General features: G+C 45.2%; 24 protein-coding genes and 1 tRNA gene. 7 read left to right on the plus strand and 18 right to left on the minus strand.

The annotated features are described in order from the left end of the window. Window positions 1-96: 96 nt before the first annotated feature. The 3 genes from L4B77_RS10775 to fabB form a co-directional block, all read right to left on the minus strand. Window positions 97-1110 carry an aspartate-semialdehyde dehydrogenase gene (locus L4B77_RS10775; RefSeq protein WP_429750365.1) on the minus strand — a complete coding sequence of 338 codons (1014 nt, stop codon included), beginning with the start codon at window positions 1108-1110 and terminating at the stop codon, window positions 97-99. 12 nt (window positions 1111-1122) lie between these two features. Further along, window positions 1123-2256, minus strand: a complete 1134-nt coding sequence (locus tag L4B77_RS10780; protein WP_429750367.1) for a 4-phosphoerythronate dehydrogenase — start codon at window positions 2254-2256, stop codon at window positions 1123-1125. A gap of 339 nt (window positions 2257-2595) precedes the next feature. Continuing rightward, on the minus strand, window positions 2596-3807 hold the full coding sequence (gene fabB, locus L4B77_RS10785; RefSeq protein ID WP_429750369.1) for a beta-ketoacyl-ACP synthase I: 1212 nt from the start codon (window positions 3805-3807) through the stop codon (window positions 2596-2598). A 128-nt stretch (window positions 3808-3935) separates the two neighbouring features. Between fabB and mnmC the strand changes: the two genes are divergently transcribed. Further along, on the plus strand, window positions 3936-6020 hold the full coding sequence (gene mnmC / locus L4B77_RS10790; protein WP_429750371.1) for a bifunctional tRNA (5-methylaminomethyl-2-thiouridine)(34)-methyltransferase MnmC2/FAD-dependent 5-carboxymethylaminomethyl-2-thiouridine(34) oxidoreductase MnmC1: 2085 nt from the start codon (window positions 3936-3938) through the stop codon (window positions 6018-6020). Window positions 6021-6133: 113 nt separating this feature from the next. Here the strand turns inward: mnmC and L4B77_RS10795 are convergent, their stop codons facing one another. The 3 genes from L4B77_RS10795 to L4B77_RS10805 all read right to left on the minus strand — a co-directional run bounded on the left by L4B77_RS10795 (window position 6134) and on the right by L4B77_RS10805 (window position 7580). After that, on the minus strand, window positions 6134-6655 hold the full coding sequence (locus tag L4B77_RS10795) for an NADPH-dependent FMN reductase (protein WP_429750373.1): 522 nt from the start codon (window positions 6653-6655) through the stop codon (window positions 6134-6136). Between the two features lie 121 nt (window positions 6656-6776). After that, window positions 6777-7040 carry a YfcL family protein gene (locus L4B77_RS10800; protein ID WP_261837761.1) on the minus strand — a complete coding sequence of 88 codons (264 nt, stop codon included), beginning with the start codon at window positions 7038-7040 and terminating at the stop codon, window positions 6777-6779. Window positions 7041-7049: 9 nt separating this feature from the next. Then, window positions 7050-7580, minus strand: a complete 531-nt coding sequence (locus L4B77_RS10805; RefSeq protein ID WP_429750395.1) for an elongation factor P hydroxylase — start codon at window positions 7578-7580, stop codon at window positions 7050-7052. Window positions 7581-7881: 301 nt separating this feature from the next. Here L4B77_RS10805 and L4B77_RS10810 point away from each other — a divergent pair, with 301 nt between their 5' ends. Beyond that, window positions 7882-8505 (plus strand): trimeric intracellular cation channel family protein, encoded by a 624-nt coding sequence (locus L4B77_RS10810; protein WP_429750376.1) that lies wholly within the window; start codon window positions 7882-7884, stop codon window positions 8503-8505. A 75-nt stretch (window positions 8506-8580) separates the two neighbouring features. On the opposite strand, the gene aroC is transcribed toward L4B77_RS10810, so the two are convergent. Both aroC and L4B77_RS10820 read right to left on the minus strand, forming a co-directional pair. Next, complete coding sequence (aroC, locus tag L4B77_RS10815; RefSeq protein ID WP_261837763.1) at window positions 8581-9666, minus strand: chorismate synthase; 1086 nt, start codon at window positions 9664-9666, stop codon at window positions 8581-8583. Between the two features lie 270 nt (window positions 9667-9936). Next, a tRNA-Arg gene (locus L4B77_RS10820) sits at window positions 9937-10013 on the minus strand. 211 nt (window positions 10014-10224) lie between these two features. Between L4B77_RS10820 and folD the strand changes: the two genes are divergently transcribed. Then, window positions 10225-11082, plus strand: a complete 858-nt coding sequence (gene folD, locus L4B77_RS10825) for a bifunctional methylenetetrahydrofolate dehydrogenase/methenyltetrahydrofolate cyclohydrolase FolD (RefSeq protein WP_261837764.1) — start codon at window positions 10225-10227, stop codon at window positions 11080-11082. Between the two features lie 193 nt (window positions 11083-11275). Here folD and L4B77_RS10830 read toward each other — a convergent pair whose 3' ends face one another. From L4B77_RS10830 to L4B77_RS10840, 3 genes are all read right to left on the minus strand, one after another. Further along, the gene (locus L4B77_RS10830; protein ID WP_261837765.1) at window positions 11276-13081 is read right to left on the minus strand and encodes a cation:proton antiporter; all 1806 of its coding nucleotides are present in this window, start codon (window positions 13079-13081) and stop codon (window positions 11276-11278) included. A 131-nt stretch (window positions 13082-13212) separates the two neighbouring features. Then, window positions 13213-14211: a lytic murein transglycosylase gene (locus L4B77_RS10835; RefSeq protein ID WP_261837766.1), complete on the minus strand. Its 999-nt coding sequence runs from the start codon at window positions 14209-14211 to the stop codon at window positions 13213-13215. Between the two features lie 29 nt (window positions 14212-14240). Beyond that, entirely contained in the window at window positions 14241-14531 is a 291-nt protein-coding gene (locus L4B77_RS10840; RefSeq protein WP_261837767.1) for a YcgL domain-containing protein, read from the minus strand. Window positions 14532-14753: 222 nt separating this feature from the next. Here L4B77_RS10840 and minC point away from each other — a divergent pair, with 222 nt between their 5' ends. From minC to minE, 3 genes are read left to right on the plus strand one after another with little or no spacing between them, the layout of a single operon-like run. After that, complete coding sequence (gene minC, locus L4B77_RS10845; protein ID WP_261837768.1) at window positions 14754-15416, plus strand: septum site-determining protein MinC; 663 nt, start codon at window positions 14754-14756, stop codon at window positions 15414-15416. Window positions 15417-15438: 22 nt separating this feature from the next. After that, window positions 15439-16251: a septum site-determining protein MinD gene (gene minD / locus L4B77_RS10850; protein ID WP_429750380.1), complete on the plus strand. Its 813-nt coding sequence runs from the start codon at window positions 15439-15441 to the stop codon at window positions 16249-16251. Window positions 16252-16257: 6 nt separating this feature from the next. After that, window positions 16258-16521 carry a cell division topological specificity factor MinE gene (gene minE, locus L4B77_RS10855; protein ID WP_261837769.1) on the plus strand — a complete coding sequence of 88 codons (264 nt, stop codon included), beginning with the start codon at window positions 16258-16260 and terminating at the stop codon, window positions 16519-16521. A gap of 129 nt (window positions 16522-16650) precedes the next feature. Here the strand turns inward: minE and rnd are convergent, their stop codons facing one another. The 7 genes from rnd to L4B77_RS10890 all read right to left on the minus strand — a co-directional run bounded on the left by rnd (window position 16651) and on the right by L4B77_RS10890 (window position 24315). Then, window positions 16651-17769 carry a ribonuclease D gene (gene rnd / locus L4B77_RS10860; RefSeq protein ID WP_429750397.1) on the minus strand — a complete coding sequence of 373 codons (1119 nt, stop codon included), beginning with the start codon at window positions 17767-17769 and terminating at the stop codon, window positions 16651-16653. A gap of 129 nt (window positions 17770-17898) precedes the next feature. Beyond that, window positions 17899-19593, minus strand: a complete 1695-nt coding sequence (fadD, locus tag L4B77_RS10865) for a long-chain-fatty-acid--CoA ligase FadD (RefSeq protein WP_261837770.1) — start codon at window positions 19591-19593, stop codon at window positions 17899-17901. A 105-nt stretch (window positions 19594-19698) separates the two neighbouring features. Next, window positions 19699-20580, minus strand: a complete 882-nt coding sequence (locus L4B77_RS10870; RefSeq protein ID WP_261839721.1) for an alpha/beta fold hydrolase — start codon at window positions 20578-20580, stop codon at window positions 19699-19701. A 278-nt stretch (window positions 20581-20858) separates the two neighbouring features. Next, window positions 20859-21164 (minus strand): chromosome partitioning protein ParA, encoded by a 306-nt coding sequence (locus tag L4B77_RS10875; RefSeq protein WP_261837771.1) that lies wholly within the window; start codon window positions 21162-21164, stop codon window positions 20859-20861. A 113-nt stretch (window positions 21165-21277) separates the two neighbouring features. Further along, a complete protein-coding gene (gene tsaB / locus L4B77_RS10880; protein ID WP_429750383.1) occupies window positions 21278-21979 on the minus strand; it encodes a tRNA (adenosine(37)-N6)-threonylcarbamoyltransferase complex dimerization subunit type 1 TsaB in 702 nt (233 codons plus the stop codon). Between the two features lie 59 nt (window positions 21980-22038). Further along, on the minus strand, window positions 22039-23967 hold the full coding sequence (yoaA, locus tag L4B77_RS10885; RefSeq protein WP_429750385.1) for a DNA repair helicase YoaA: 1929 nt from the start codon (window positions 23965-23967) through the stop codon (window positions 22039-22041). A 147-nt stretch (window positions 23968-24114) separates the two neighbouring features. Beyond that, complete coding sequence (locus L4B77_RS10890; protein WP_372041356.1) at window positions 24115-24315, minus strand: hypothetical protein; 201 nt, start codon at window positions 24313-24315, stop codon at window positions 24115-24117. A gap of 279 nt (window positions 24316-24594) precedes the next feature. Between L4B77_RS10890 and purU the strand changes: the two genes are divergently transcribed. Beyond that, the gene (purU, locus tag L4B77_RS10895; RefSeq protein WP_261837775.1) at window positions 24595-25428 is read left to right on the plus strand and encodes a formyltetrahydrofolate deformylase; all 834 of its coding nucleotides are present in this window, start codon (window positions 24595-24597) and stop codon (window positions 25426-25428) included. Window positions 25429-25609: the final 181 nt, after the last annotated feature.

Consider the following 25609-nt stretch of genomic DNA (forward strand, 5'->3'; position numbering starts at 1 on the left):
ATTCGCAGCAATTTCACATAATTTAATGAATGATATTTTTAATCGATTAAAAAAGCCTCACTAATGAGTGAGGCTTATTTCTCTATTCAGCGAAGCTTAGAAGTAATCGCGAATCAAAACTTCAGCGATTTGAACTGCGTTTGTCGCTGCGCCTTTACGAACGTTATCAGCAACCACCCACATATTCACCCCGCTGTGATGGCTGATGTCATTACGAATACGACCCACCATCACGTGGTCTTTACCACCTGCATCACGAACTTGAGTGGGGAAATCTAAAGCTTGGAAAACTTCAACACCTTCCGTGTTCTCTAAAAGCTGAATCACTTGCTCTGCAGCAATTGGCGCGCGAGTTTCAATGTGTAGAGATTCAGCGTGACCGTAAAACACTGGAACACGAACACAAGTCGGGTTCACTGTAATTGACGAATCAGCAAAGATTTTTTGAGTTTCCCAAACCATCTTCATCTCTTCACGTGTGTAGCCGTTCTCTGTAAATTCATCGATTTGAGGAATACAGTTGAACGCGATCTGCTGTGAAAATGCTGACTTGTCAGCTGGCATACCGTTAAGAAGCTTAGCCGTTTGACCCGCTAGCTCATCGATACCGGACTTACCTGCACCAGACACCGATTGGTAAGTTGAAACGTTAATACGCTCAAGACCCACTTCATCGTGGATAGGTTTCAGTGCGACGACCATCTGAATCGTAGAACAATTAGGGTTTGCGATGATGTTACGGTTACGGAATTCAGCTATCGCTTCAGGGTTCACTTCTGGCACCACCAGAGGAACATCGTACTCATAACGGAAACGTGATGTGTTATCGATAACAACCACACCTTCATCCGCAGCGATTGGCGCCCAACGCTCTGAAAGTTCACTACCTGCAGAGAAAAATGCAATATGTACTTGAGACCAGTCGAAGTCTTCTACGTTTTGTACTTGTATTGTTTTGCCGTTAAAACGGGAAGTTTTGCCTTCACTACGTTCACTTGCTAGTAAGTGCATTTCACCGACAGGGAATTTACGCTCTTTAAGTACTTCAAGAATGGTCTTACCAACCGCACCAGTCGCACCTAAAATAGCAATATTAAATTCTTGGCTCATTGTTTCTCTCTTTTATAAAGTTGGCTTTACCATAAAACCGAGTTTAGATAACGGCGTTAAATGACAAGATTCATCGCCCGTTAACTCGACTGCACTGTACTCTCTTCGGTCCCAATATTCTTTACGCATCTTGTCAAAAGACCCTGGCGTAGCAATATTGCGACGGAATAAGGCGTCGTCTTTGCGCACATCATAGATCAACTGAGTCAAATTGTGCAGTGTTGCTTCATCCCAAGCTCTATCTAATTTCATTTGAGGTATCGGGGCTGTCGGCAATAAGTCACTTGCATAAGCACGCTGTTCAGTACCTAAAAACTCACAATAACTGTTGAAGATCATCGTGGTACCGCGCGCTTTACCCTCCAAACCGTAGCCCGCTACGTGAGGGGTTGCAAAAGCAAGCAGTGGAAGCAGTTCCATGTCGACTTCCGGTTCAAATTCAAACACATCAAGAACCGCAGTAAAACCGTCGGCTTTTTGCAAGCGAGTTTTTAGCGCTTGGTTATCGACCACAGGACCGCGAGCGGCATTGATCAGGATTTGGTCAGCACGTAAGTTGTTCAGCACTTGCTCATTGATTAAGTGATGCGTTGGGAACTCACCCGTTTTCGTGATGGGTGTATGCAATGTAATAACGTCTGATTGCTCAAGCAGAGTCTCTAGCTCAGTAAACTCGCGAGTATCACCCTCTTGCTGTTTTAGAGGATCGTTCAACAGTACTTTAATACCAATGCCTGCCAAGCATTTCGCTAAGTAACTGCCGACTTGACCACAGCCGATAATACCGATCGTTTTGTCGAAAACAGAGAAGCCTTGTTGTTGAGCCAGCACCATCATCGCACTGAACACATACTCCGCGACCCCTACCTTGTTACAGCCCGGTGCTGCGGTAAAGAAAATGCCACGCTCTTTCATCAATTCTTGGTCAACGTGATCCATACCAGCCGTCGCAGTACCGACAAACTTCAATTTATTGGCTTTGCTGATCAATGACTCGTTTACTTTAGTAACAGAGCGAATCATCAAAGCGTCTACGTCAACGAGGTCGTCAGCCGTTAATGTGCGACCAGACTTCATTGTCACTTCCCCTAGCTGGCTAAAAAGCGCTTCAGCGTAAGGCATATTTTCGTCGATTAAGATTTTCATTTAGCGAATACTTTTGTTGGGGTCTGTCGACCTAAATGTGAATTGAAACGATTGTGCAAAATTCCACACACGGTGTCGAGTCGCAATTGGAATACATGATAAATATGGGCGACATTGGCAGTTATCACACCATAACGCCAAATGGAGTCAGCACTGAAGATCGTACAGCTCAAAAACGAAAAATGCCCGATTGAATAAACAACCGGGCAAATATCCAGAACAAAAGGTTCCTATCTCGCTCTCCAGGAGACAGAGTCTTGCGTCTGTTTAACCCATACTAACCAAAGTCAGTCCGGGTCAAGCTCTGGAAACCTTTCAATGTTTATACCTAAGCGTCAATTAGCCTTGGTATTTTTTGATAACCAGTGTTGCGTTCGTGCCACCGAAACCAAAGCTGTTTGACATCACCGTCGTTAACTCTTGCTCACGAGTTTCCGTTACGATGTCTAGGCCTGCGCCTGCTTCGTCTAGGTTTGCAACGTTAATGCTTGGAGCGATAAAGCCGTTATCGAGCATCAGCGTTGAGTAAATAGCTTCGTGTACACCAGCCGCACCTAGAGCGTGACCGGTCATCGCTTTAGTTGCTGAAATAGCAGGGCTGTTGCCACCAAAGACTTCTTGGATTGCGCCGAGCTCTTTCACGTCGCCCACTGGCGTTGAAGTGCCGTGAGTATTCACGTAGTCAACGCTGTCAACGTTCTGCATTGCCATCTTCATACAACGAACCGCGCCTTCACCAGAAGGAGCAACCATGTCGTAGCCATCTGAAGTTGCACCGTAGCCTACGATTTCGCCGTAGATTTTTGCACCACGAGCAATAGCGTGTTCAAGTTCTTCGATAACGAGCATGCCGCCGCCACCAGAGATAACGAAGCCGTCACGATCGGCATCGTAGGTACGAGAAGCCAGTTCTGGCGTGTCGTTGTACTTAGTAGAAAGCGCGCCCATTGCGTCGAACATCATCGTCAGAGACCAATCCAGTTCTTCACCGCCACCAGCGAATACAACGTCTTGCTTACCTAGTTGGATAAGCTCCATTGCGTGACCAATACAGTGTGCAGATGTCGCACAAGCAGAGCTCATTGAGTAGTTCACACCACGGATTTTGAAAGGCGTTGCTAGACAAGCCGAAACCGTAGAAGCCATTGTACGTGGCACCATGTATGGGCCAACGCGCTTCACGCCTTTCTCACGAATAATGTCTACCGCGTTAACTTGGTTTAGAGATGAAGCACCACCTGAACCCGCAACGATACCCGTACGGTCATTAGAGACTTGATCTTCCGTTAAACCTGAATCAGCAATAGCTTGTTCCATCGAAAGGTATGCGAATGCCGCTGCATCACCCATAAAACGCATTTTTTTGCGATCAATATGGTCAGCAGGGTTCATTTTTAGGTTACCCCAAACTTGAGAGCGCAAGCCTTGTTCCTTGAACTGCTCTGAAGCGGTAATACCAGATTTACCCTCTTTCAATGATGCTAAAACTTCTTCGACGTTGTTACCGATACTTGAAACAATACCCATACCGGTGATTACGACTCGTTTCATGTGACATTCCTATAATTCTAAATTCAGCTAGATAATAACTAAGAAGCTTAACAAAAGTGGTCAGCTTTCCCAGAAATTCGTACAATCTCTATCAACATATCGCTTCAAATCACAAAATGATAGATTTTATGACCTCAATTACGAATGCAGAACTGGAATGGAATGAGTCTGGCACGCCAGTCTCAGACCAATTTAACGATGTTTACTTCTCCAATGTTAATGGTTTAGAAGAAACTCGCTACGTCTTTTTAAAGCAAAACCACCTTCCAGAGCGTTGGCTTGAGCACAACCACCGTCGTTTTGTGATAGCGGAGACCGGCTTTGGCACAGGTCTTAACTTTCTTGCAGTCTGGCAGTGGTTCGATACTTTCCTCAAGGATAACCCTCAAGCGATGACCAAAGAGTTACATTTCATCAGTTTTGAAAAATATCCTTTAAATAAAGAAGATCTCATCAAAGCCCACCAATCATGGCCAGAATTAGCGCAATACGCAGAACAACTGCAACAACACTACCCTATTGCTCTGCCTGAGTGTCACCGCATTGTACTGGGTGACGGGGCTATCACGCTTGATTTATGGTTTGGTGATATTAAAGATTGCATGCCTAACGTACCAACCCCACGTAAAGGTTTGGTTGATGCTTGGTTCTTAGACGGTTTTGCACCAAGTAAAAACCCTGAGATGTGGAACCAAAACCTATTCAACGGCATGGCCAAGCTCGCGAAACAAGATTGCAGTTGCGCCACCTTCACCGCAGCTGGCTTTGTTCGCCGTGGTTTAATCGAAGCTGGCTTTGCCATGAAAAAGGTCAAGGGCTTTGGCACTAAGCGAGAGATGATTGCCGGCCGACTTGGCGAGAAGCACCCGCACACCAACATCAAACCTTGGTATGGCTTATCAGAGCACTGTGACTCGCAAGACATCGCCATTATCGGTGGTGGTATCGCCAGTGCTGCGCTTGCAAAAGCCTTAAGCCACCGAGGTAAGAACATCACCCTTTACTGTGAACACCCACAAGCTGCAGGTAATGCCTCTGGTAATAACCAAGGCGCGATTTATCCGCTATTGAGCGAAGCAACATCGAACGTCTCTCGCATATTTGGCCCAGGGCTGCTGTTTGCTCGTCAGTTCATCAATCAAGCGGCACAAACTATTGAATTCGATCATAACTGGTGTGGTGTGAACATTTTGATGTGGGATGAGGGTTCGACTAAGAAGCTCAATCGTATGTTGGAAGGCAATTTCCACACCGACTTGATTCAGCGTTTATCACCAGAGCAAGCCAACGAAAAGATTGGCTTACCGGTCGACAAAGAGAGTGTTTACTTTCCGCTGGGTGGGTGGTTAAGCCCGCTTCAACTGACTCAGGGTCTTATTGGCAAGTTAGAACAGACCAATAAAGTAAGCACACACTATCAGCACCAAGTCACAGAGTTAAAGTGGCTCGAAACTGAACAGCAATGGCAACTAACCATTGATACGCCGCAAGGTGAAATTCAAACTCAGCACGACCAAGTCGTGATTGCGAACGGGCACAAGTTCACCCAATTTGAACAAACTCGCGCTGTTCCTTTGACGCCCGTTAAAGGGCAAGTGAGCCATATCCCAACCACGGAAAATCTCAGCCAGCTAAAAACCGTGTTGTGTTTTGATGGTTATTTAACGCCGCAGAATCCAAATAACGGCCACCACTGCATTGGTGCGAACTACGACAAAACTAATATCGACCAAGAATTTGATATTGAAGTTCAACAGCACAATGGCGATCGTCTTCACTGCTCGTTGCCGGATCAAGCGTGGACACAAGATGTCGATACCAGTGGCAACCTATCGCGCCAAGGTGTCCGAAGTGTAAGCCGCGACCACCTTCCGTTTGTCGGAAACGTTGGTGACTTTGAAGCCATTAAGGAGCAGTACCAAGACCTGCACAACTTCAACCCGCAGCGTGACTCGGTTGAGGATGTTGAAACGGTCACTAGCTTCCCTAACCTTTATTGCTTTATCGGGCTAGGCTCACGTGGCTTAAGCTCTACGCCATTATTGGCAGAAGTGTTAGCATCACAAATCTGTGGCGATCCGCTTCCTTTACCTGTTGATGTGCTTGAAGCGATTCACCCAAGTCGTATGTGGGTACGCAGACTGCGGAAAGGAAAAGCATTAACGGCTGGATGGGTTGCTGACAAGCACTCTAAATCCACCCGTAGTTTCTAGTTCAGCGATTCTAGTCTCTGAAACTAAAAGCTAAAAAGCCCGAGCGACGTTATGTCCCTCGGGCTTTTTGTTGTTCGTATTGTTCTAAACGGACGCGCTAAAAGAAGCAATGCTTAAAGCTTAGCAACCGCATCTTTAATCTGTCGAGCGATCGCTTCGTTACTGATAGAACCAGACGCAAAATCAAAGTTATCGTAGAAGCTTGGCACGGAAACTGACGCTTGCACATTGCCACCAAAGTAAGGGGCAGAACCGGTTGCTGTACCCAGTACCGTTTGTGCGCCGCCCGGGCCCGGTGAAGTCGCGAGATAAACCGCAGGCTTTTCGCCAAACACTGAACGCTCAATGCGTGTCGCCCAATCAAATAAGTTTTTGTACGCTGCTGGGTAGTGACCATTGTGTTCAGCGAACGAGATAACAAACGCGTCAGCTTCGGCTAAGTCACTCAAAAATGCTTGAGCACCTTCCGCTTGACCAATCTCTTTTTCAATATCTTCACTGAACATCGGGACATTATAATCGTTGATGTCTAGAACTTTAACGTCAGCACCTTCAATCAAGTTTGCTGCGTAAGTTGCGAGTGTTTTGTTGATTGAGGTAGAACTTGTGCTTGCGCCAAATGCGATAACTTTCATGATGTAACCTTTTCAGTAATTCCGTTAAGTAGGATTAGAATAACGTCTTCAGAAAATAGCACCACCACAATTAATGAACGGACTCATTCAAAAATTTCGAACGAGTCTCAATACATCAAGATTAAGCTTGGTTTTGTAGCTCAACCCAAAGGTCATTAACGATCGTGCGGTCTGCTGGCGTTAATTCCGTGCGAGCATCATCTAGGCTTTTTTCAATGCGAGCTTTTACTTCTGCCACATCCTCAATGCCTTCTTCTTCACATGAAGCCACAGAAAGAGAAATATGTCCACGCAAGTAACCACCAGCAAACAGCTCGTCATCGGATGCGTTTTCGATGCGAGCATCAATTACTTCGAGGAGTTTTTCTTCAAATTCGATAATCATAATCTTCTCTTATTTCACTATAAATTGGCTAGCACATAAAGGTTCGACATTGTAGAAGCGACGTAATGCTTCAGAGAGCATTTTGACACGAGGCGGAAGCCCAACTTCCAAGATACTCATGACTTCGCTATGTACTTTATTCATAAAGGCTAAACGGTCTGGCTCAAAATCGCCGTGTAGATTGTCACAGCTAACATTAAAAGGAAAGCCCGCGCTCATCGCAATGATCCATTCATACGCTTGTGGGCGAATTTCCACTTTTTCAAATTCAGCTTGAACCGCCTCATTACGTCCATCCGGTTCATACCAATAACCGAAATCTTCTAATAAACGACGTTCAGGGCCAGCAACACACCAGTGTGCTATTTCATGCAACGCAGAAGCGTAGAACCCACGCGCAAAAATAATTCTATGGTGTGGCGTCTCATTATTGGCAGGCAAATAAATTGGCTCATCTGCGCCTAGCTCCAATTTAGTATTAAAGCTGTCATAAAAAGTTTGATTAAAAATATCGATAATGTCTGAATATTGGTGAGTCATAAAACGTGCTTGAAATGAAATAAACAGGTGTATTTTGCGTTGTTTTCTCAGCTTGGTAAAGCTCCTATCAAGCGTAATGCTGTCAACACAAGCATTATCTACTATTGCACCACAGTCCCTCTCTGCGATAGGCAATGTCAAATTACTCAAATGGATTACTTCAACTAATCTGAAACCTTGATTCAGGGTACAAATATTCATTCGTCAACAAGCATTTTTGCTACTACACTCGCGCTTCATTTTTATATCCCTAAGGCCTATAACACTGCAATGTATAGACCTAAATTATAGAGCTACAGCAATGCTACTAAGTGTTTTGTATATCATTGGCATCACGGCAGAAGCCATGACCGGTGCTCTCAGTGCCGGCAAACAAAAAATGGATTGGTTTGGTGTAATGCTGGTTGCCAGTGCAACCGCAATCGGCGGTGGTACAGTACGAGATATCTTACTCGGCCATTACCCTTTAGGTTGGGTTGAAAACCCACAGTATCTGGCGATAACCTGTATCGCCGGTGTTATTACAACGGGCCTGGCTAAATGGGTAATTAAGCTAAAAGGCTTATTCATTCGTTTGGATGCGTTGGGGCTTATCGTGTTCAGCATCATTGGTACTAAAGTGGCGATGACCATGGGTCTGCATCCAATGATCTGCATGGTGTCGGCGCTAGTCACCGGTGTCTTTGGTGGTTTGCTACGTGACCTAATCTGTCGTCAAACACCATTGGTGTTGCATGAAGAGCTGTATGCCTCTGTCGCACTTGTCGCTTCAGGTTTATACCTAGGTTTGCTTGAACTGGGCATTAACGACGTAACCGCGACGACTGTTACACTCGTGGTGGGTTACTTGCTACGCATGGCGGCCGTACGGTTCAAGTGGCGCTTACCTTCATTCCAGCTTGATCCTGAAAGCTCTGTGCATTAATTAGAGAAAGCGTTCACTAGAAAACAAAAAGGGTTGCTCCAATAGGAAGCAACCCTTTTTTCATTTACTCAATCGCTAGATTTGAGGTGTATTGGTCGTTACGCCATGGTTTTGCCCACGATGACGTAGCAAGTGATCAAGCAATACAATCGCTAACATCGCTTCTGCGATCGGCACCGCACGGATACCCACACATGGGTCATGACGACCTTTCGTGATTAACTGCGTTGCTTCACCGTCTTTCGTGATCGTGTCACCAGGAACGGTAATGCTTGATGTGGGTTTAAGCGCAATGCTTGCCACAATATCTTGGCCAGTAGAAATACCACCTAAGATACCGCCAGCGTGGTTGCTGCTGAAACCTTCTGGAGTTAATGGGTCACGGTGTTCACTACCGCGTTGATTAACGACATCAAAGCCATCACCAATCTCAACACCTTTTACCGCATTGATGCTCATTAGAGCGTGCGCGATATCTGCATCTAGACGATCAAAGATTGGCTCACCAAGGCCTACAGGCACTTTAGTCGCCACCACTTGAATCTTCGCACCGATCGAGTTGCCTTCTTTTAGCAAGTCGCGAATCAGTTGGTCAAATTCTGGTACTTTGTCGGCATCTGGGCAGAAGAAAGCGTTGTTTTCAATCTCGTTCCAATCCACTTTATCAATGGAGATATCACCCATTTGAGAAAGGTAAGCTTGGATTTCAACACCAAATTCTTGTTTTAGGTATTTCTTCGCAATTGCCCCTGCCGCTACACGCATTGCAGTTTCACGAGCAGAAGAACGACCACCACCACGGTAATCACGCACACCGTACTTTTGATGGTAGGTATAGTCAGCGTGTCCAGGGCGGAACTTGTCTTTTATTTCGGAATAGTCTTTAGAGCGTTGGTCTGTATTTTCAATCAATAGACCAATAGAAGTGCCCGTAGTTTGGCCTTCAAATACACCTGATAAGATTTTCACTTCATCCGCTTCACGGCGAGCCGTTGTATAACGTGAGGTACCTGGGCGACGACGATCCAAATCTCTCTGAAGGTCTGCTTCGGTAATGTCTAATCCTGGTGGGCACCCGTCTACGATACATCCTAGTGCGATACCGTGACTTTCTCCGAACGTGGTCACGCGGAAATGTTGTCCGATACTGTTTCCTGCCATTACTTCCTCTAAATCAGCTATAAAACAGCAAGTTTGATTAATAAACCGACTGACTAATAACTTTACTTGTCTATTCTTCGTGAATTCATAGTCGCTTTATTACTAAATGATGTAAACCCCAAAAAACGAACAATTTTAACTTTCTGTTCGATGGCCCCAACGAAATGAACAACAAAGGAAAATGACTCGCGCGTCAAAAGACTGGTTTTTATGGTAGATAAAATGCAAAAAACCCGATAACTCGGAAAGTTATCGGGTTTCTTTAAATAATGGCACGCCCTGAAGGATTCGAACCTTCGACCACCTCCTTAGAAGGGAGGTGCTCTATCCAGCTGAGCTAAGGGCGCGCTACAGGGACGAATTATACGAATTAGAATCAGTAAAGCAACGGCTTTATGTAACATTATGATCTAAGTGAGTAAAAAAAGGGCAATAAGCCTATGGGTGTTGAAAATTAAGCCAAGGCAAACGTTTGCCCAATGGTAATTAAAAAGATTTTCTGGAATAATGCGCCAAAAACATCAGCCACTAACTTGAATATCAATAATAAGGAAATTCATGACTGCTCAAAATATTGATGGAAAGCTAATCTCTCAAACGGTTCGTTCTGAAGTAGCAGCACGTGTAAAAGCACGTAATGAAGCTGGATTACGTGCTCCGGGTCTAGCGGTTGTTTTAGTGGGTGAAGACCCGGCTTCTCAAGTTTACGTTGGAAGTAAGCGAAAAGCGTGTGAAGAGGTTGGCTTCGTTTCTAAATCTTACGATTTACCAGCCACTGCAACAGAAACAGAATTATTAGCCCTGGTCGATCAGCTAAACCAAGATCCAGAGATTGACGGTATTCTCGTTCAATTGCCTTTGCCTGCTGGTATCGATACAACCCACGTGCTCGAACGTATCACGCCAGAAAAAGACGTTGATGGTTTCCACCCATACAATGTCGGTCGCTTGGCTCAGCGGATGCCTAAGTTACGTTCTTGTACACCAAAAGGCATTATCACGCTGCTTGGTCGTTACAACATCGATCTACGTGGTAAACATGCGGTTGTCGTTGGTGCCTCAAACATCGTTGGTCGCCCAATGACATTAGAACTACTTCTTGCTGGCTGCACCACAACCACATGTCACCGCTTCACCAAAGATCTTGAAGGTCATGTTCGTCAAGCGGATGTGGTTGTGGTTGCCGTAGGGAAACCAAATTTCATTCCCGGAGCTTGGATTAAGAAAGGCGCTGTCGTGGTCGATGTAGGCATTAACCGTTTAGATTCAGGTAAGCTGGTTGGCGACGTTGAATACGATGTCGCGAAAGAAAACGCAAGCTTCATCACTCCGGTACCCGGTGGTGTTGGTCCAATGACCGTTGCAAGCCTAATCGAGAACACCATGATTGCTTGTGAGCAATTTCACTCGAAATAACGCACAAACGGCAACATAGATCGCGACACCTACCGTGACGTCAACAGACTAAAAAAGCCGCAATGTCATGCTCATTGCGGCTTTTTTGATAAGAAGTTTCGATAAGTCGTTATTCTACAATCAAAATTTCTAACGACGTTATCGAGTGTTTTAACAAGCTAGGATGACCCGTTATTGACTACGATTGGTATTATTACACTTTATTTTGTTCAAGCTGCTGTGGAGCGGGTAATAAACTAATGATTTCGCATTCTGTCGATATCAACTTATCCAAATCAGAACCTTGTGTAACTAAGCGGAACTCACCGTTAGTAATCACACCAAGTGGAATGGCTTTAGGGTAAAGAGTATTAAATTCATTAAGGTCAAACGCTTCTGTTAAACCTGTACTCTTAATTTGACTGCCTTGAGCCATCAGCGAATTCAGTTTCGAATACGTCATCCCTTCCGCAAACAAACGCCGGTTTTTACTGCGGCTCACATGATGTCTTTCGTGCTTAGTCTCTGATGACTCAAGTTCAAAGACTTTGTTGTCACCAAATTCACCCTGATAGTGCATACTGACTAATGGGTTCGTTTGACGATAAGGCGAAACAATCATGGCACGCCCTATCCCATCCAACTCGAGATTAATTTCTGCGTGGCTTGAGGCTGGATTACCGAAATAGACATTCAGGTTTTCCATCCGAGCCAAGCGAATGCTTTCCCAGTTGGTATCGGTAAGCACACTGTTAATGTTGTGTGTGGCCAAGATTTTAGCTAACTGTCTAGCAAAAAGAGTCGCACCAAAGAAAACCACACCTTGTGCTTTCTCTTGTGTCACTCCTAATCTTCTTGCCCACCAACTTGCAGTCAGGCTCTGAATCACAACCGTACCAATGATGACCAAAAACACCATAGGGACCAGCAAATCCGCCCCTTCAATTAATTGCTTTTCTTGAAGCTTAATAGCAAACAATGAAGAAACGGCAGCGGCGACGATCCCGCGAGGTGCCATCCAACTTAGGAACCATTTCTCGGCTGAAGTAAGATCGGTGCCGATCCCGCTGAGCCAAACACTCAAAGGACGAGCGACAAGCATAACAACCGCTAATAAGCCCACACCGCCCCAACCTATCGAGAGAAAATGCCCCGAATCCAATCGACTCGCTAACAGAATAAACAGGGCTGAGATCAGTAACACCGTCAGAGTTTCTTTAAACTCGATAATATCTTCAAGATCCAAACTTTTCACATTGGCTAGCCAAATCCCCATGATCGTCACAGTTAGTAAACCAGACTCTTCACTCAGGTCGTTCGAAAAGGAAAATGCGCCCAACATTAACGTCAGGACGGCTACGTTACGCAAATAATGCGGCACCCAATGCCCTTGCAGCATTTTGGCTATCACATAGCCACCGATGATCCCTAAGCTTAAACCTATGGACAGAGTCAGCCCTAATGCGGACAGTACATGGCTCGTCGGATCGGCTGAAGAGACAATGTATTCGTAAACGAGAACGGCAAACAGTGCGCCAATCGGATCTATCACTATCCCTTCCCATCGCAAGATACTGCCTAACGAAGATTTAGGCTGAATGCTTCGCAACATCGGAACAATAACCGTCGGGCCTGTCACCACAACTAATGCACCAAATAAAGCCGCTAATGGCCAACTGAAATCCACAAAGTAGTGAGCTCCAATAACAATGCACACCCATGTAATCAACATGCCGAAACTCACCAAGTGAGTCACCATCCGACCATGCCCTCTGATTTCTTTGAAATTCAAGGTCAGCGCGCCTTCAAATAGAATGATGGCGACACCTAATGAAATCAATGGGAACAACACATCGCCAAAGATGACATCAGGATTGAGGATATTTAACCCCGGACCGAGTAGCAAACCAACGATCAAGAGTGGAAGAATGGCAGGCACTCGTAAACGCCAGCCTAATAACTGGCACGCTAAGGACAAAAGCCCTATTAGCGCTAAGGAAGAAGTGATCGACAAATCCATTTTGCCTCCTAAATATGGGGACTGCCAATGGCAAAAATCTAAAATAAATGCAGAGAAAAAGGACTCCGAGGAGTCCTTTTTCTCATTTGGCCTATGATAGGCTAAATGCTATTCAAAACAGAGTTAGTCTCTTAATCAAACTTAATTCTGTCAGCTAAATGGCTAACGGCTAAAGCAAAGTAATAAGAGCGATTCCACTTCATTAACACATTGTAGTTGTTGTAAACGAGGTATGCGCGACCCGCTTCGTCATCCGGCATAATCAACCAAGCTTTGATGTCTTCATCTAACATTGGAAGTGGACGATCGTCGTAACGCTTGATACCAAGTTCAGACCACTCTTTTAGGTATTTCGCTTTCCCTTCACCTCGTCCTTGCAGGTCAAGAGACACCGTTGATGGCACATGAACCTGACGACCCCAAGTATATTTGTCATCCCAACCCGATTTGCTGAGATACTTGGCCGCCGAAGCAAAGACATCTTCTTCGGTTCCCCAAATATCTTTCTTTCCGTCACCATTACCATCAGCGGCATAAGCAAGAAATGAGCTTGGCATAAACTGAGGTTGTCCCATCGCGCCTGCCCACGATCCTTTCATATCTTTAGGGGCAATATGACCTTGTTCGAGAATCGTCAATGCCGCCATCGCTTCTTTACGGAAAAATGCTTCTCTACGCCCCTCATAAGCCATCGTCGTCAAAGCATCGATAACACTGTAATGGCCCGTGAACTGACCAAAATTACTCTCTACGCCCCATAGAGCGACAATGAATCTCGGCTGCACACCGTATTCATCGCCAATGCGCTTTAGCGCTTGATAGTGTTGTTTATACAACGATTTCGCTTGTTTCACTTTCCAACCAGGGACAGCTCGTGGAATATACTCATCCAACGTCAGTTTCTTTTCGGGTTGATTTTTGTCCGCTTTCACCGCTCTGGGCTTAAACGTCACGCCATCGAAAGCTTCATCAATAATCGCTTCAGAAATACCTTGCTCTCGGCCTTGTTGCTTTAATGTTTCCACATACTGTTCAAAGCTGACACCTTCAGCTTGAACTGAAGCAATGGTTAGGCTATTACCCAAAAGTAACGCCGATAATGCCAATATCGTTTTTGAAAATTTATACAATGACCATTCCTCCTTGAATAGGGTGACTATCACTCATCATCTTGAGCATTATGTTGAGCTTTACGCTCTTTGTGTCGTTCAAGTTCGTTGACAGGCGGAGGCGGAACTTGCAAAAAGAAACCATCGGTATTGAGTGACTCTCTCACTTTGTCGATGTTCACTTGCGCTAACTTTCGGCCGTCCATTTTAATTACCATGACAAAACTAGGTTTACCAAACATTTGCATCAATGCGTCAGGAACTTGTGAAAAATCATCCTTTTTGGGGATATAAAGATATGTTCCTTCTTTCTTTGAACTCTTATATATRGAACACAGCATGACAAACCTTTTTAAATGTTTATGACTACAAAACTCTCACTTGCGAGAGCTATAGTTTATGTTAGGGAAATTTTGGGAACAAAACGTTCATTTGACAACAAGATTACTTGCTGTGCTTGGTTTGGGAATATAACATGATAAGTCTCGTTTCAGGCAATGCCCTTTATTTTTTATTAATAAATAATTGTTACCCATTCGCTATTGAGGTCCTGTAGTTTTTCGATGCCTAGTAACCCAGATCTAAAAGGTAGTAGTTTTACGCTATCTGTTTTGCACTTATCCGATGATCAAGTCGAAAATGCAGTCTCTTTTCTTCAAGAGAAAGTCGACCAAGCACCGACGTTTTTCGCCGCAGCCCCTGTTGTTATAAATATCAGCAAAGTGGTTGGCGATATTGATTTCGTGCAACTAAAAAATGGCATATCTCAAGCGGGAATGATTCCCGTTGGCGTAACGGGTTGCTCAGATAAACGCATGCAAAACCTAGCTAAAGAAGCAGGATTCGCCGTGATGACGGCAAGCAAGTCGCCATCTCAAGCTCCTGCCCAAATGGCACCGATTAAAGTCGTCAGGACCCCGATTCGTTCTGGTCAGCAAGTGTATGCCAAAGATGGTGATTTGCTGATTCTTAGTCATGTGAGTGCAGGCGCGGAAGTGATTGCTGATGGCAGCATCCATATTCATGGCACGCTACGTGGCCGTGCGATTGCAGGTGCAAGTGGCCAATCTGACGCGAAAATAATTTGTAATGATTTACAAGCTGAGTTGGTTTCGATTGCTGGTAATTACTGGCTCAGCGACCAAATTGATAGCGAATACTGGCAGAAAAAAACCATGTTCAGTATGGCAAACGGTGTATTACACGTTGATGTCATCGCAATATAAGAGAAATAAAAGGAAAACAAGAATGGCACGCATTATCGTTGTAACGTCAGGCAAAGGCGGGGTAGGCAAAACGACCTCCAGTGCAGCTATTGCCTCAGGACTGGCTTTAAAAGGGAAAAAAACCGCAGTTATCGACTTTGACATCGGTCTGCGTAACCTAGATTTAATCATGGGTTGTGAGCGCCGAGTTGTGTACGATTTTGTGAACGTTATCAATGGTGAAGCAACGCTAAACCAAGCGATGATCAAAGATAAGCGTACAGAGAACCTGTTCATTCTTCCTGCATCTCAAACTCGCGATAAAGATGCCCTGACGAAAGATGGGGTTCGTCGTGTGTTTGATGAACTGGATGAAATGGGCTTTGATTTTATCATTTGTGACTCTCCTGCTGGCATCGAGCAAGGAGCTCTGATGGCGCTGTATTTTGCGGATGAAGCCATTGTAACCACCAACCCTGAAGTTTCTTCAGTTCGCGATTCAGACCGTATTTTAGGCATCCTTGACTCGAAGTCTCGCCGCTCTGAAGACGGATTAGAGCCAGTGAAAACACACCTTCTACTGACACGCTACAACCCTACACGTGTCAACCAAGGCGAAATGCTCAGTGTTGAAGACGTTGAAGAGATTTTGCACATTTCTCTACTGGGTGTGATTCCAGAGAGTCAAGCAGTACTGAACGCGTCAAACAAGGGTGTTCCTGTCATTTTTGACGAAGCAACCGACGCCGGTATGGCTTACAATGATACAGTAGAACGACTACTGGGTAGCCAAGTGGACTTCCGTTTCTTAACGGAGCAAAAGAAAGGCATCTTCAAAAGACTGTTCGGGGGCTAATACGCAATGTCATTATTAGAGTTTTTTAGACCACAGAAAAAGACGACCGCAAATCTAGCTAAAGAGCGTTTGCAGATCATTGTTGCCGAGCGCCGTAGTCATGACGACCCCGCTCCATCGTACTTACCGCAACTGAAAGAAGACATCTTGAAGTGCATTGCGAAGTACGTTGATGTCGACCCGTCGATGGTTGATCTGACGTTCGAACACAAAGATGACGACATCTCAGTACTCGAGCTGAACGTTAAACTTCCAGAAGAAGAGCGATAGCCTTTCTGTTCGAAATCGACCAGCCGTCTGTGGCTTATGTCGACGGAATAAAAAAGAGAGCCTAGGCTCTCTTTTTTGTATCGGTCATTGAATCACTGTCACTCAATTCGATTGTATAACAACAAGCGGTTATTTGATCGCTTTACTCAGCTTCTCACCAACCACATCTAAACGCCAGCCTTGCATCACATCAGGTAACTTCTCTGGGTTACGATTGTGCTTCCACACCCAACTTAACACTTGGTTAAGTTGCTTCTTCGACGCCAAAAACTCAGTTGCTAAGCCACTGTGTTGCGATGCGACTTTCACTTCATCTTTCAACACTTTGAACAGCTGTTTGTAACCTGGGTGGTCCATCAGACGTTCTACTGGCGCTGGGTACTCTTCTTCTGGCGTATGCTCAGCCAATTTCACGATGGAGCTGATCTTGGCGCTATGGCGACGCACAGAGCGGTAATCAAAACCTTCTTGCTCCATATGCTTAGGATCTTTGATCGCGAATCGAGCCACTGCCCATAAGTCTTGTTCTTTAAAGACAAAGTTCAATGCCAAATCACGCTTAATCGCTTCTTTTAGACGCCAAGTTGCTAAAGGTCTCAAAATTGCTAACTGTTGAGGTTTTAGCTGCCACGCGCCTTTAATATCAAGGTAAGCGTTGTCTGGGTTTGCTTTACGGATGCGCTTAGCCACTTGTAAATCAGACTCTTGTTGCGCCGCTTCCCACCAGCCCGCTTCCATCACTTTTTCGAGAAGCTTGTTGTACATTGGCATCAAGTAGTGAACATCTGCGGCAGCATAGTCGAGTTGCTTTTGAGAAAGTGGACGAGCTAGCCAGTCAGTACGAGATTCACTCTTATCTAGGTCAACACCAACAAACTCTGAAACCAGAGCCGCAAAGCCCGTTGATAAGCCATAACCTAAGAATGCCGCCATGATCTGCGTATCAACCATTGGCGTTGGTGTGCAACCAAATGCGTTTTGGAAGACTTCTAAATCTTCGCCACACGCGTGCAGCACTTTCAATACTGAAGCGTCTTTCAACAGCCCAACAAAGGGAGTCATTTCATCAAGAGCAATAGGATCAATCAGTGACAGCGTTTCACCATCAAATAACTGAATTAAGCCTAATTGAGGGTAATAGGTTCTTGTACGAACGAACTCTGTATCAAGCATAACAACATCGGCTTCACGTGCTTGTTGGCAAACTCGCTCAAGGTCTTTCACTTGGGTAATGATTTGATAATCCACAAAAACTCTCACTGATTTACTTTGATTGTCGGATACAAAAATGCCGACATTAACTGTCGGCATTCTAACACCATTTTTCAGCGCTCGCTTAGATTAAGCGCCTGAACGATTTCAGGTGCACCCCAAGCATTACTCACTTGCGCGTTTGGCAAGCTCTGCGTCGTTTTCTTCACGAAGCACTCGGCGCAAGATTTTGCCTACATTGGTTTTTGGTAGTTCTTCACGGAACTCAATCAATTTAGGGATCTTGTAACCCGTTAGGTGTTCACGACAGTGTGCGATAATGTCTTCTTTGGTTAGGCTAGGATCACGCTTCACAACATAGATCTTAACCAACTCACCAGACACTTCATGAGGTTGACCAATAGCGGCCACTTCTAACACTTTGCCATGAAGAGCCACTACGTCTTCAATTTCGTTCGGGTAAACATTGAAGCCTGACACAAGAATCATGTCTTTCTTACGGTCAACGATGTACAACAAGCCTTCGTCATCAAACTTGACGATATCACCAGTCGATAACCAACCCTCTTGGTCGATCACTTCTTTGGTCGCTTCAGGACGCTGCCAGTAGCCTTGCATCACTTGTGGACCACGAACCTGCAATTCACCCACTTGGTCATTACCAACCACTTTACCTTCATCATCCACAATACGAACTTCTGTCGATGGTACCGGTAGGCCGATTGCCCCCGTGTAGTCTTGTAGATCGTATGGGTTACCTGTGACCAAAGGAGCACATTCGGTTAAACCATAACCTTCTAAAAGGTGAACGCCTGTTGCTTTCTTCCATTGCTCAGCAACAGCGCGTTGAACCGCCATACCACCGCCAACAGATAAACGCATATTACTGAAATCCAATTCGTGGAAATCTTCGTTATTCACGAGCGCGTTGAACAATGTGTTTACGCCGGTAATCGCAGTAAACGGAACCTTTTGCAGCTCTTTAATAAAGCCGGGAATGTCACGCGGGTTCGTAATCAGAAGGTTGCGCCCCCCCATCTCAATAAACAGTAAACAGTTCACCGTTAGTGCGAACACGTGGTAAAGCGGCAATGCCGTTACGACCAATTCACGGCCTTCTTGCAGCACAGGGCTGTATGCCCCTTTCGCTTGAAGGACGTTCGCAATCATATTGCGGTGCGTTAAGATTGCCCCCTTCGCTACCCCCGTTGTCCCCCCGGTGTACTGTAAGAATGCGATGTCATCGCCCGCCATAAATGGCTTCACGTACTGTAGACGACGGCCCTTATGCAATGCTTTTCTAAATGAGATAGCACCCGGTAGATCGTACTTAGGTACCATACCTTTTACGTATTTCACGACGAAGTCGACAATCGTCCCTTTCGCTCGTGGTAGCATTTGCCCAAGGCTGGTTAAAACAACGTGTTTAACCGGTGTTTTGTCAACGACCTTCTCTAGCGTACTCGCAAAGTTAGAAACGATCACAATCGTCTTGGCACCAGAATCATTCAGCTGATGTTCAAGTTCACGAGGCGTATACAGTGGGTTGACGTTCACAGCAATCATACCGGCACGTAATACACCAAAAAGTGCAATTGGGTATTGCAGCAAGTTTGGCATCATCAGTGCAACACGATCGCCCTTCTTCAGTTTTAGATCATTCTGTAAATAAGCCGCAAAAGCACGACTGCGCTCTTCAAGCTTACGGAATGTCATAATAGATCCCATGTTCTCGAATGCTGGTTGGTCGGCGTACTTCTGTACCGACTGTTCAAACATTTCAATAAGAGATGGGTACTGATCTGGATTGATCGTCTCTGGTACGTCACTTGGATAACGTGAAAGCCAAGGTTTATCCACTATGTTACTCCTCGTTTATCAGCTTACGACTGCTCGCCGCTATTTGTCATTGCGGTATTACAGCACAGCTTTAGTGCATGAGCACTAAAAGGCTCAAACACTTGTTTAAATTTTGTTAACTACACCAAGAATTAGTTCTGAAACTAACTCTGGGCTCTCTAAATGGCAATGATGTCCGCCAGGAACCATCTCTATCTGCGGAGGACTATGCTCTGATTTGTAGCGGTTATGCTGCAAATATCGAAATCCATGACTCCCTAATATGACTAATTGGGGACATTCTATCGCCGCCATTATCGCTTCAGCATGCGCTTGCGACATTCGATAGAGCGAATCACACTTTAGGTTTGGGTCGCATCGCCATTGCCAAGAGTTCTCGCATTCGACAATACCTTGATCAACAGTACCTCGCTCAACGATTCCTCGTTCAACAATAGGTGCGATGAGTTCAGCATCAATTTGGTTGGCGTGAGCTCTCAACTTAATTGCATCCTCAAGGCTAGCTAAAGGACGTGAAGGTTTTCTGCGCTGTCGAAGACGACTGAGTACCCCATCCCTCAAGCGAGAGACCGTTTCTTGGGGAGCTTCTGAAAGAGGTCCGTGACCTTCAATTTGAATTAATCCTGACACTTTTTCAGGAAAGGCGGCACTATAGCAACTTGCGATCAATGCACCAAGAGAATGTCCTACTAGAACCAGTCTGTTTGGTGATAATTTAACCACCAACTGATACAGGTCATCAATATAGTCATGAAATGGGTAATAACTGCCCAATTTGTGCGATGAGAAACCATGTCCAAAAAGATCGATAGCGACGAGGTGAGCATTAGGAGAAGATTGAGCCACTTGCTTCATGATCTGATTAAAACTGGCGGCGTTATCTAGCCAACCATGAATAAAAACGACCGTCGTGGCTGTGGGGTGTGGATTGCCAATCTGTTGTGTTGCAAGCGTCCCATTGGCCAAAGAGTATGACTTTTCAATCATTGAGAATGTTTCTCCCCACTTTATGTTCTTGAACGAAGGCATGGTGCTCACCTATTCCACGTTTTGAATGACACGTTTAAGCTTAACTCTTGCCTGCAACCACAAATAGAGAAATGAATAAAGGAACAATAGATAGATATAAAATTGTAACCAATCACGGTTGCTGCGTTTGGTCACAAGCGTTGGTTATAACCAGTCACACAAAAGAAAAATAAAGATCATCATCCATGATGCGATTAGGGAGAACCACTAAGATGGCGACACAGGCTTGAGCAAAGCTAGATATAAATATCAACCCCAATAAGCTTCGCAAGTTCCTCTTTTTTTGCCTGATTCATCACGTCCATATACTCTTCCATTGCACGTCGTCCACGCCCTTCGGGAAGGTCATATTGCACCTGAGCTTTATGGATCTCAGATTCTTTGACTTGGCGGATAGAATGCGAGACAGCATTCGCGACCTTAGTTGGCTGACCAACTGAGGTTTTTGCATTGCCTTTTTTTACCCCATTCTTTTTGTTGGTTCGATTGGGTTTGGAAGTGTGCCCTATCGAAGAAGGAGGTAAGCCGTTTATTGAAACCATGCTTGGAGATTCGTAGACCTGATTTAAATGATTTGTTGGTTAACTTTAATAGCGGCTCTACACAATGAATTATAGAGCCAAAGTCATAGATATTTACACGTACTCGCCGTCGTTTATTCGCGGCCTGGTAGCTTTTTCCACGTCACTTTATCACGAAGATAAACAGGCTCAGACTCTTCGGCTGCGACCGCTTTACCTTCTGCATAAGCAAATTGAGCAAGGAAGGCCATATCTTGAGCTTCTGGAAACAGCACCTCACACGCTTTAGTGTGGATTGCAAGTGTGTCCATGTGCTCTGCATACGCTTCCCAACCGGTGCCGACTTTTGCCCATGTCTCAGAGTCAACGTCAAGCTGCGCGGCTAATTCGCTTGGCGGTGTCACACATTCAGCATCAACCGCCGTCCAACGACCATCTTGCTCTCGACGGTATCGAGCCCAGTACACTTCACTCATGCGCGCATCAATCGCAGCTGCAACGTGAGTTTCACCAAATTTACGGTAGCTACCCTGCGCCATCGCAGCCAATGTAGAGACACCGATCATCGGTAAATCAGCACCAAAAGCCAAGCCTTGAGCAATCCCAATGCCAATACGCACGCCCGTGAAGCTACCAGGACCTTGGCCAAACGCAATAGCATCGATATCGGTTAAAGCGACATTCGCTTCTTTCAGTACTTCATCAACCATAGGTAGAATTTTTTTCGTATGGTCTCGAGGAGCCTCTTCGCTACGTGCGAATACCTGGTCACCCATTACTAATGCAACTGAACAGTTTTCAGTTGCGGTATCTACTGCAAGAATTTTTACGCTCATTTGTGTCTCAAATATTCGTTATCTAATCTAAAAATAATGGCTAAACTCACCCATGCCAATTAATCAGCAGCGGTTGAATGATCTTTAGCTAAGAATTCTTTAATGACCCCTAAGTCACGTGTGCGAGGGATCGGCGGTAAACTCGCCAAAAATATGCCACCGTAATCGCGTGTCACCAATCGGTTATCGCAAATAATCAGAGCACCACTATCGCGTTTGTCACGTATCAATCGGCCAACACCTTGTTTCAAGGTTATCACAGCGTCTGGCAACTGTACTTGTGCAAAAGGATCCCCCCCTTTTAACTTACAGTCCTCAATTCGAGCCTTAAGCAAAGGATCATCAGGAGCCGTAAAGGGCAATTTATCGATAATAACACAGCTTAATGCGTCGCCCCTAACATCGATCCCCTCCCAGAAGGCCCCCGTCGCCACCAACAATGCGTTACCCAATTCCATGAATTCGGCCAACGTTTTTTGTTTACTGGTCTCACCTTGCAATAGAACAGGTACAGTGAGTGTTTCACGAAATCGCTCGCCCAACTCTTTCATCATGCTGTGTGAAGTACACAAAAAGAAACAGCGACCTTGATTTTGCTCAATCACCGGGGTCAACATTCTTACTAGTTTATCCGCGAGACCGGGGCTATTCGGTTCAGGAAGATAACGAGGCACACACAAGCGCGCCTGATTCGGATAGTCAAACGGGCTTGGCAACGAGAACTGTGCTGAAGGCGTTAAGCCAAGTCGCGATGTGAAATGATCGAAATCATCCGACACCGCCAAGGTCGCAGAGGTAAACACCCAAGCCCCCGGTTTAAGCTCAATTTGTTCGTAAAATTTATCCGCCACGGAAAGCGGCGTGATGTGCAAAGCAAAGTGGCGTGGCGTGGTGTCATACCAATACGAGTAGCCGGAAATCGACACATCACACACACGTTCGATACGCGACTTAATCATGGTGGCGCGTTCGAAAGCCGTATCTAACAGTTGACTCCGCCCAAGTGCTAACTTCAATACATCCACTGCGAGTTGTAGAGCATCTTGTAAACGCACCAACTCTCTCGCTATCGATTGGGATTTTAAAGCCTCACGCCAGTTACCACGGAAGCCAGTATCGCCAAGAACAATGCGTAAATCGGCAGCTGACTGAATGAGTTTATCTCCGACTTTTTGCAATTGACGCATGTCTTTGGCTTCAGTGCGGTAGGCAATCTCAATGTCTTTGGCTAATTCTTGGATCTGTCGACTCGACACAGATTGACCAAAATAGTGGCTGGCAATATCAGGAAGTTGATGCGCCTCATCAAAAATAAACACATCGGCTTCAGGGATCAGCTCACCAAATCCGGTCTCTTTAATCGCTAAATCCGCTAAGAACAGGTGGTGATTCACAACCACCACATCGGAATCCATCGCTTTTTTACGCGCTTTAAGCACAAAGCAATCGGTATAACTCGGGCATTCTTTACCCAAGCAATTGTCATTGGTTGAAGTAATAGTAGGAATGATAGGGCTATCTTCAGCAATATCATCACAGTCACCTAAATCGCCCGTTTGTGTTGACGACGACCAGCTGCGCACCTTCACCAACTGAGCTAAAAACGTTGGATCGGTGTGAGTACCATGACTTTCGATCATTTGCCGACTCAACCGGTCTAAGCACAAATAGTTTGAACGACCTTTCAGCAGAGCAACCTGACCATAAAAGCCAAGCGCATCAACCATTAATGGTAAATCACGATGGAACAACTGCTCTTGAAGGTTTTTAGATCCCGTACTAATAATGATTTTCTTGCCACTGAGCAGTGCCGGCACGAGATAAGCAAACGTCTTACCCGTTCCCGTCCCAGCCTCAACAACCAATTGGCTCTGTTGTTGGATAGCTTGAGAGACGGCTTCAGCCATGTCCAATTGGGCCTGTCGTGGTTGAAATCCAGGGATAGCTTTACCCAGAGCACCGTCAGCAGAAAACGTTTTAGATATCATAGAGTACGAGATTGAGAAAAATAGGACATGAATTATGGCAGGTTTAGTCAGTCGGCGCGAATCAAGAATGACTTTGCACCGACGCTATAAAGGTTATGCTAATCTGCCTGAAAAAGGCAAAGTTGAGGAAAGATTAAAGCCTGATTTCTATTTTCTGTTGAGATAACGCGACAACCAAGGGGCTCCTTCAAATTGGTCATCACAAGGCTGTATCGCTTTTGCTGCATCGATTGGAGAGGTTTTACTTTCCCACAACTCATTTAAAACCTGACCATCGAGATCAGGGCCTCCCACTAATGAATTGACACGCTTGCAGTACAGTTTTTTTGCTAATAACTCTTTATCCATAAGTACTACCTCTATTTTAAGCCAAGACTGAACTGCCAAGGCTGAACTTCCACTGCTTGTTTCAGGGCAAAGCTTTGAAAATAAAGCCTCTGCTCAGGGTCTCTCAAAACGGATATTTCTACATTAAGCCATCTATCGAAGTCACGGATGGACTGCAGAATAGGTTGAAACCAATCTGATAATAGATTACTTATAATGAAGATATTGCGGTTCAGCTCACCCTTCGACGGCCTGCATTTAATTTGAAGAACAAAAATATTTCATGGAAGTAAGATGCAAATGGAAAGAAAAACGTTATTAACACATTGTACTGACGCCCCAGGGCTCATCTCAAAAATCACCAACATTTGTTACAAGCACCAACTCAATATTATTCACAATAATGAGTTCGTAGATAACACCTGTGGCCACTTTTTCATGCGTACCGAGTTAGAAGGGTATTTCAATAATGAAACCTTGCTTGCCGATTTAGATCAAGCCCTACCAGAACATGCAATGCGGAAACTTGTTGATTCCTCTCGTAAGCGTGTTGTTATCTTAGTGACCAAAGAAGCACACTGTCTTGGTGATATTCTGATGAAGAACTTCGATGGTAGCTTAGATGTTGAAATCGCCGCCGTTGTCGGTAACTACGACGCTCTACAAAGTTTAACCGAACGTTTCGATGTCCCTTACCACCATATTTCTCACGAAGGATTAAACCGAGAAGAACATGAGCAGAAGATGCTTGAAGTGATTGAGCAATATGAGGCTGACTACCTCGTACTTGCGAAGTACATGCGCGTGCTAACTCCGGGGTTTGTTGAGAAATTCAATCATAAGATCATTAACATTCACCACAGCTTTTTACCTGCGTTTATTGGTGCGAAGCCATACCAACAAGCGTATGAGCGTGGCGTAAAAATCATTGGTGCAACGGCGCACTTCGTGACCAACGATTTGGATGAAGGCCCAATCATTAAGCAAGATGTTATCCCTGTGGATCACAACTTCAGCGCGAAAGACATGGCACAAGCCGGTCGTGACGTAGAGAAGAATGTATTAAGTAAGGCGTTAAATAAGGTAATCAACGATCACGTGTTTGTTTATGGCAACAAGACAGTGATCCTGTAAACCAAATATGGGACCAACTAAAACGCGCAATAGGATTAACCCATTGCGCGTTTTTTGTAGCTGATGATCAGACTCGCTTTATGAGATGCCCGACTACGCTCCTTCGTCGCTATCGGGAATGACGAACTCGATGATGAATCTTCCAGCTATAGGCTCTAACATACGTCCTCGAATACTCAGT

Origin of the sequence: Vibrio minamisatsumaniensis (assembly GCF_050337445.1) — a bacterium.
GTDB classification, from domain to species: Bacteria; Pseudomonadota; Gammaproteobacteria; order Enterobacterales; family Vibrionaceae; genus Vibrio; species Vibrio artabrorum.

Excerpts from the sequence above, each read along its gene's own strand:
- aroC (WP_261837763.1), bottom strand. The coding sequence starts at position 9,666 with ATGGCAGGAAACAGTATCGGACAACATTTCCGCGTGACCACGTTCGGA.
- yoaA (WP_429750385.1), bottom strand. The coding sequence starts at position 23,967 with ATGATATCTAAAACGTTTTCTGCTGACGGTGCTCTGGGTAAAGCTATC.
- fabB (WP_429750369.1), bottom strand. The coding sequence starts at position 3,807 with ATGAAACGAGTCGTAATCACCGGTATGGGTATTGTTTCAAGTATCGGT.
- L4B77_RS10830 (WP_261837765.1), bottom strand. The coding sequence starts at position 13,081 with ATGGATTTGTCGATCACTTCTTCCTTAGCGCTAATAGGGCTTTTGTCC.
- mnmC (WP_429750371.1), top strand. The coding sequence starts at position 3,936 with ATGACCTCAATTACGAATGCAGAACTGGAATGGAATGAGTCTGGCACG.
- folD (WP_261837764.1), top strand. The coding sequence starts at position 10,225 with ATGACTGCTCAAAATATTGATGGAAAGCTAATCTCTCAAACGGTTCGT.
- L4B77_RS10800 (WP_261837761.1), bottom strand. The coding sequence starts at position 7,040 with ATGATTATCGAATTTGAAGAAAAACTCCTCGAAGTAATTGATGCTCGC.
- L4B77_RS10890 (WP_372041356.1), bottom strand. The coding sequence starts at position 24,315 with ATGGATAAAGAGTTATTAGCAAAAAAACTGTACTGCAAGCGTGTCAAT.
- L4B77_RS10780 (WP_429750367.1), bottom strand. The coding sequence starts at position 2,256 with ATGAAAATCTTAATCGACGAAAATATGCCTTACGCTGAAGCGCTTTTT.
- L4B77_RS10875 (WP_261837771.1), bottom strand. The coding sequence starts at position 21,164 with ATGGTTTCAATAAACGGCTTACCTCCTTCTTCGATAGGGCACACTTCC.
- L4B77_RS10805 (WP_429750395.1), bottom strand. The coding sequence starts at position 7,580 with ATGACTCACCAATATTCAGACATTATCGATATTTTTAATCAAACTTTT.
- L4B77_RS10870 (WP_261839721.1), bottom strand. The coding sequence starts at position 20,580 with ATGATTGAAAAGTCATACTCTTTGGCCAATGGGACGCTTGCAACACAA.
- purU (WP_261837775.1), top strand. The coding sequence starts at position 24,595 with ATGGAAAGAAAAACGTTATTAACACATTGTACTGACGCCCCAGGGCTC.
- minE (WP_261837769.1), top strand. The coding sequence starts at position 16,258 with ATGTCATTATTAGAGTTTTTTAGACCACAGAAAAAGACGACCGCAAAT.
- minC (WP_261837768.1), top strand. The coding sequence starts at position 14,754 with ATGCCTAGTAACCCAGATCTAAAAGGTAGTAGTTTTACGCTATCTGTT.
- tsaB (WP_429750383.1), bottom strand. The coding sequence starts at position 21,979 with ATGAGCGTAAAAATTCTTGCAGTAGATACCGCAACTGAAAACTGTTCA.
- minD (WP_429750380.1), top strand. The coding sequence starts at position 15,439 with ATGGCACGCATTATCGTTGTAACGTCAGGCAAAGGCGGGGTAGGCAAA.
- L4B77_RS10775 (WP_429750365.1), bottom strand. The coding sequence starts at position 1,110 with ATGAGCCAAGAATTTAATATTGCTATTTTAGGTGCGACTGGTGCGGTT.
- L4B77_RS10795 (WP_429750373.1), bottom strand. The coding sequence starts at position 6,655 with ATGAAAGTTATCGCATTTGGCGCAAGCACAAGTTCTACCTCAATCAAC.
- L4B77_RS10810 (WP_429750376.1), top strand. The coding sequence starts at position 7,882 with ATGCTACTAAGTGTTTTGTATATCATTGGCATCACGGCAGAAGCCATG.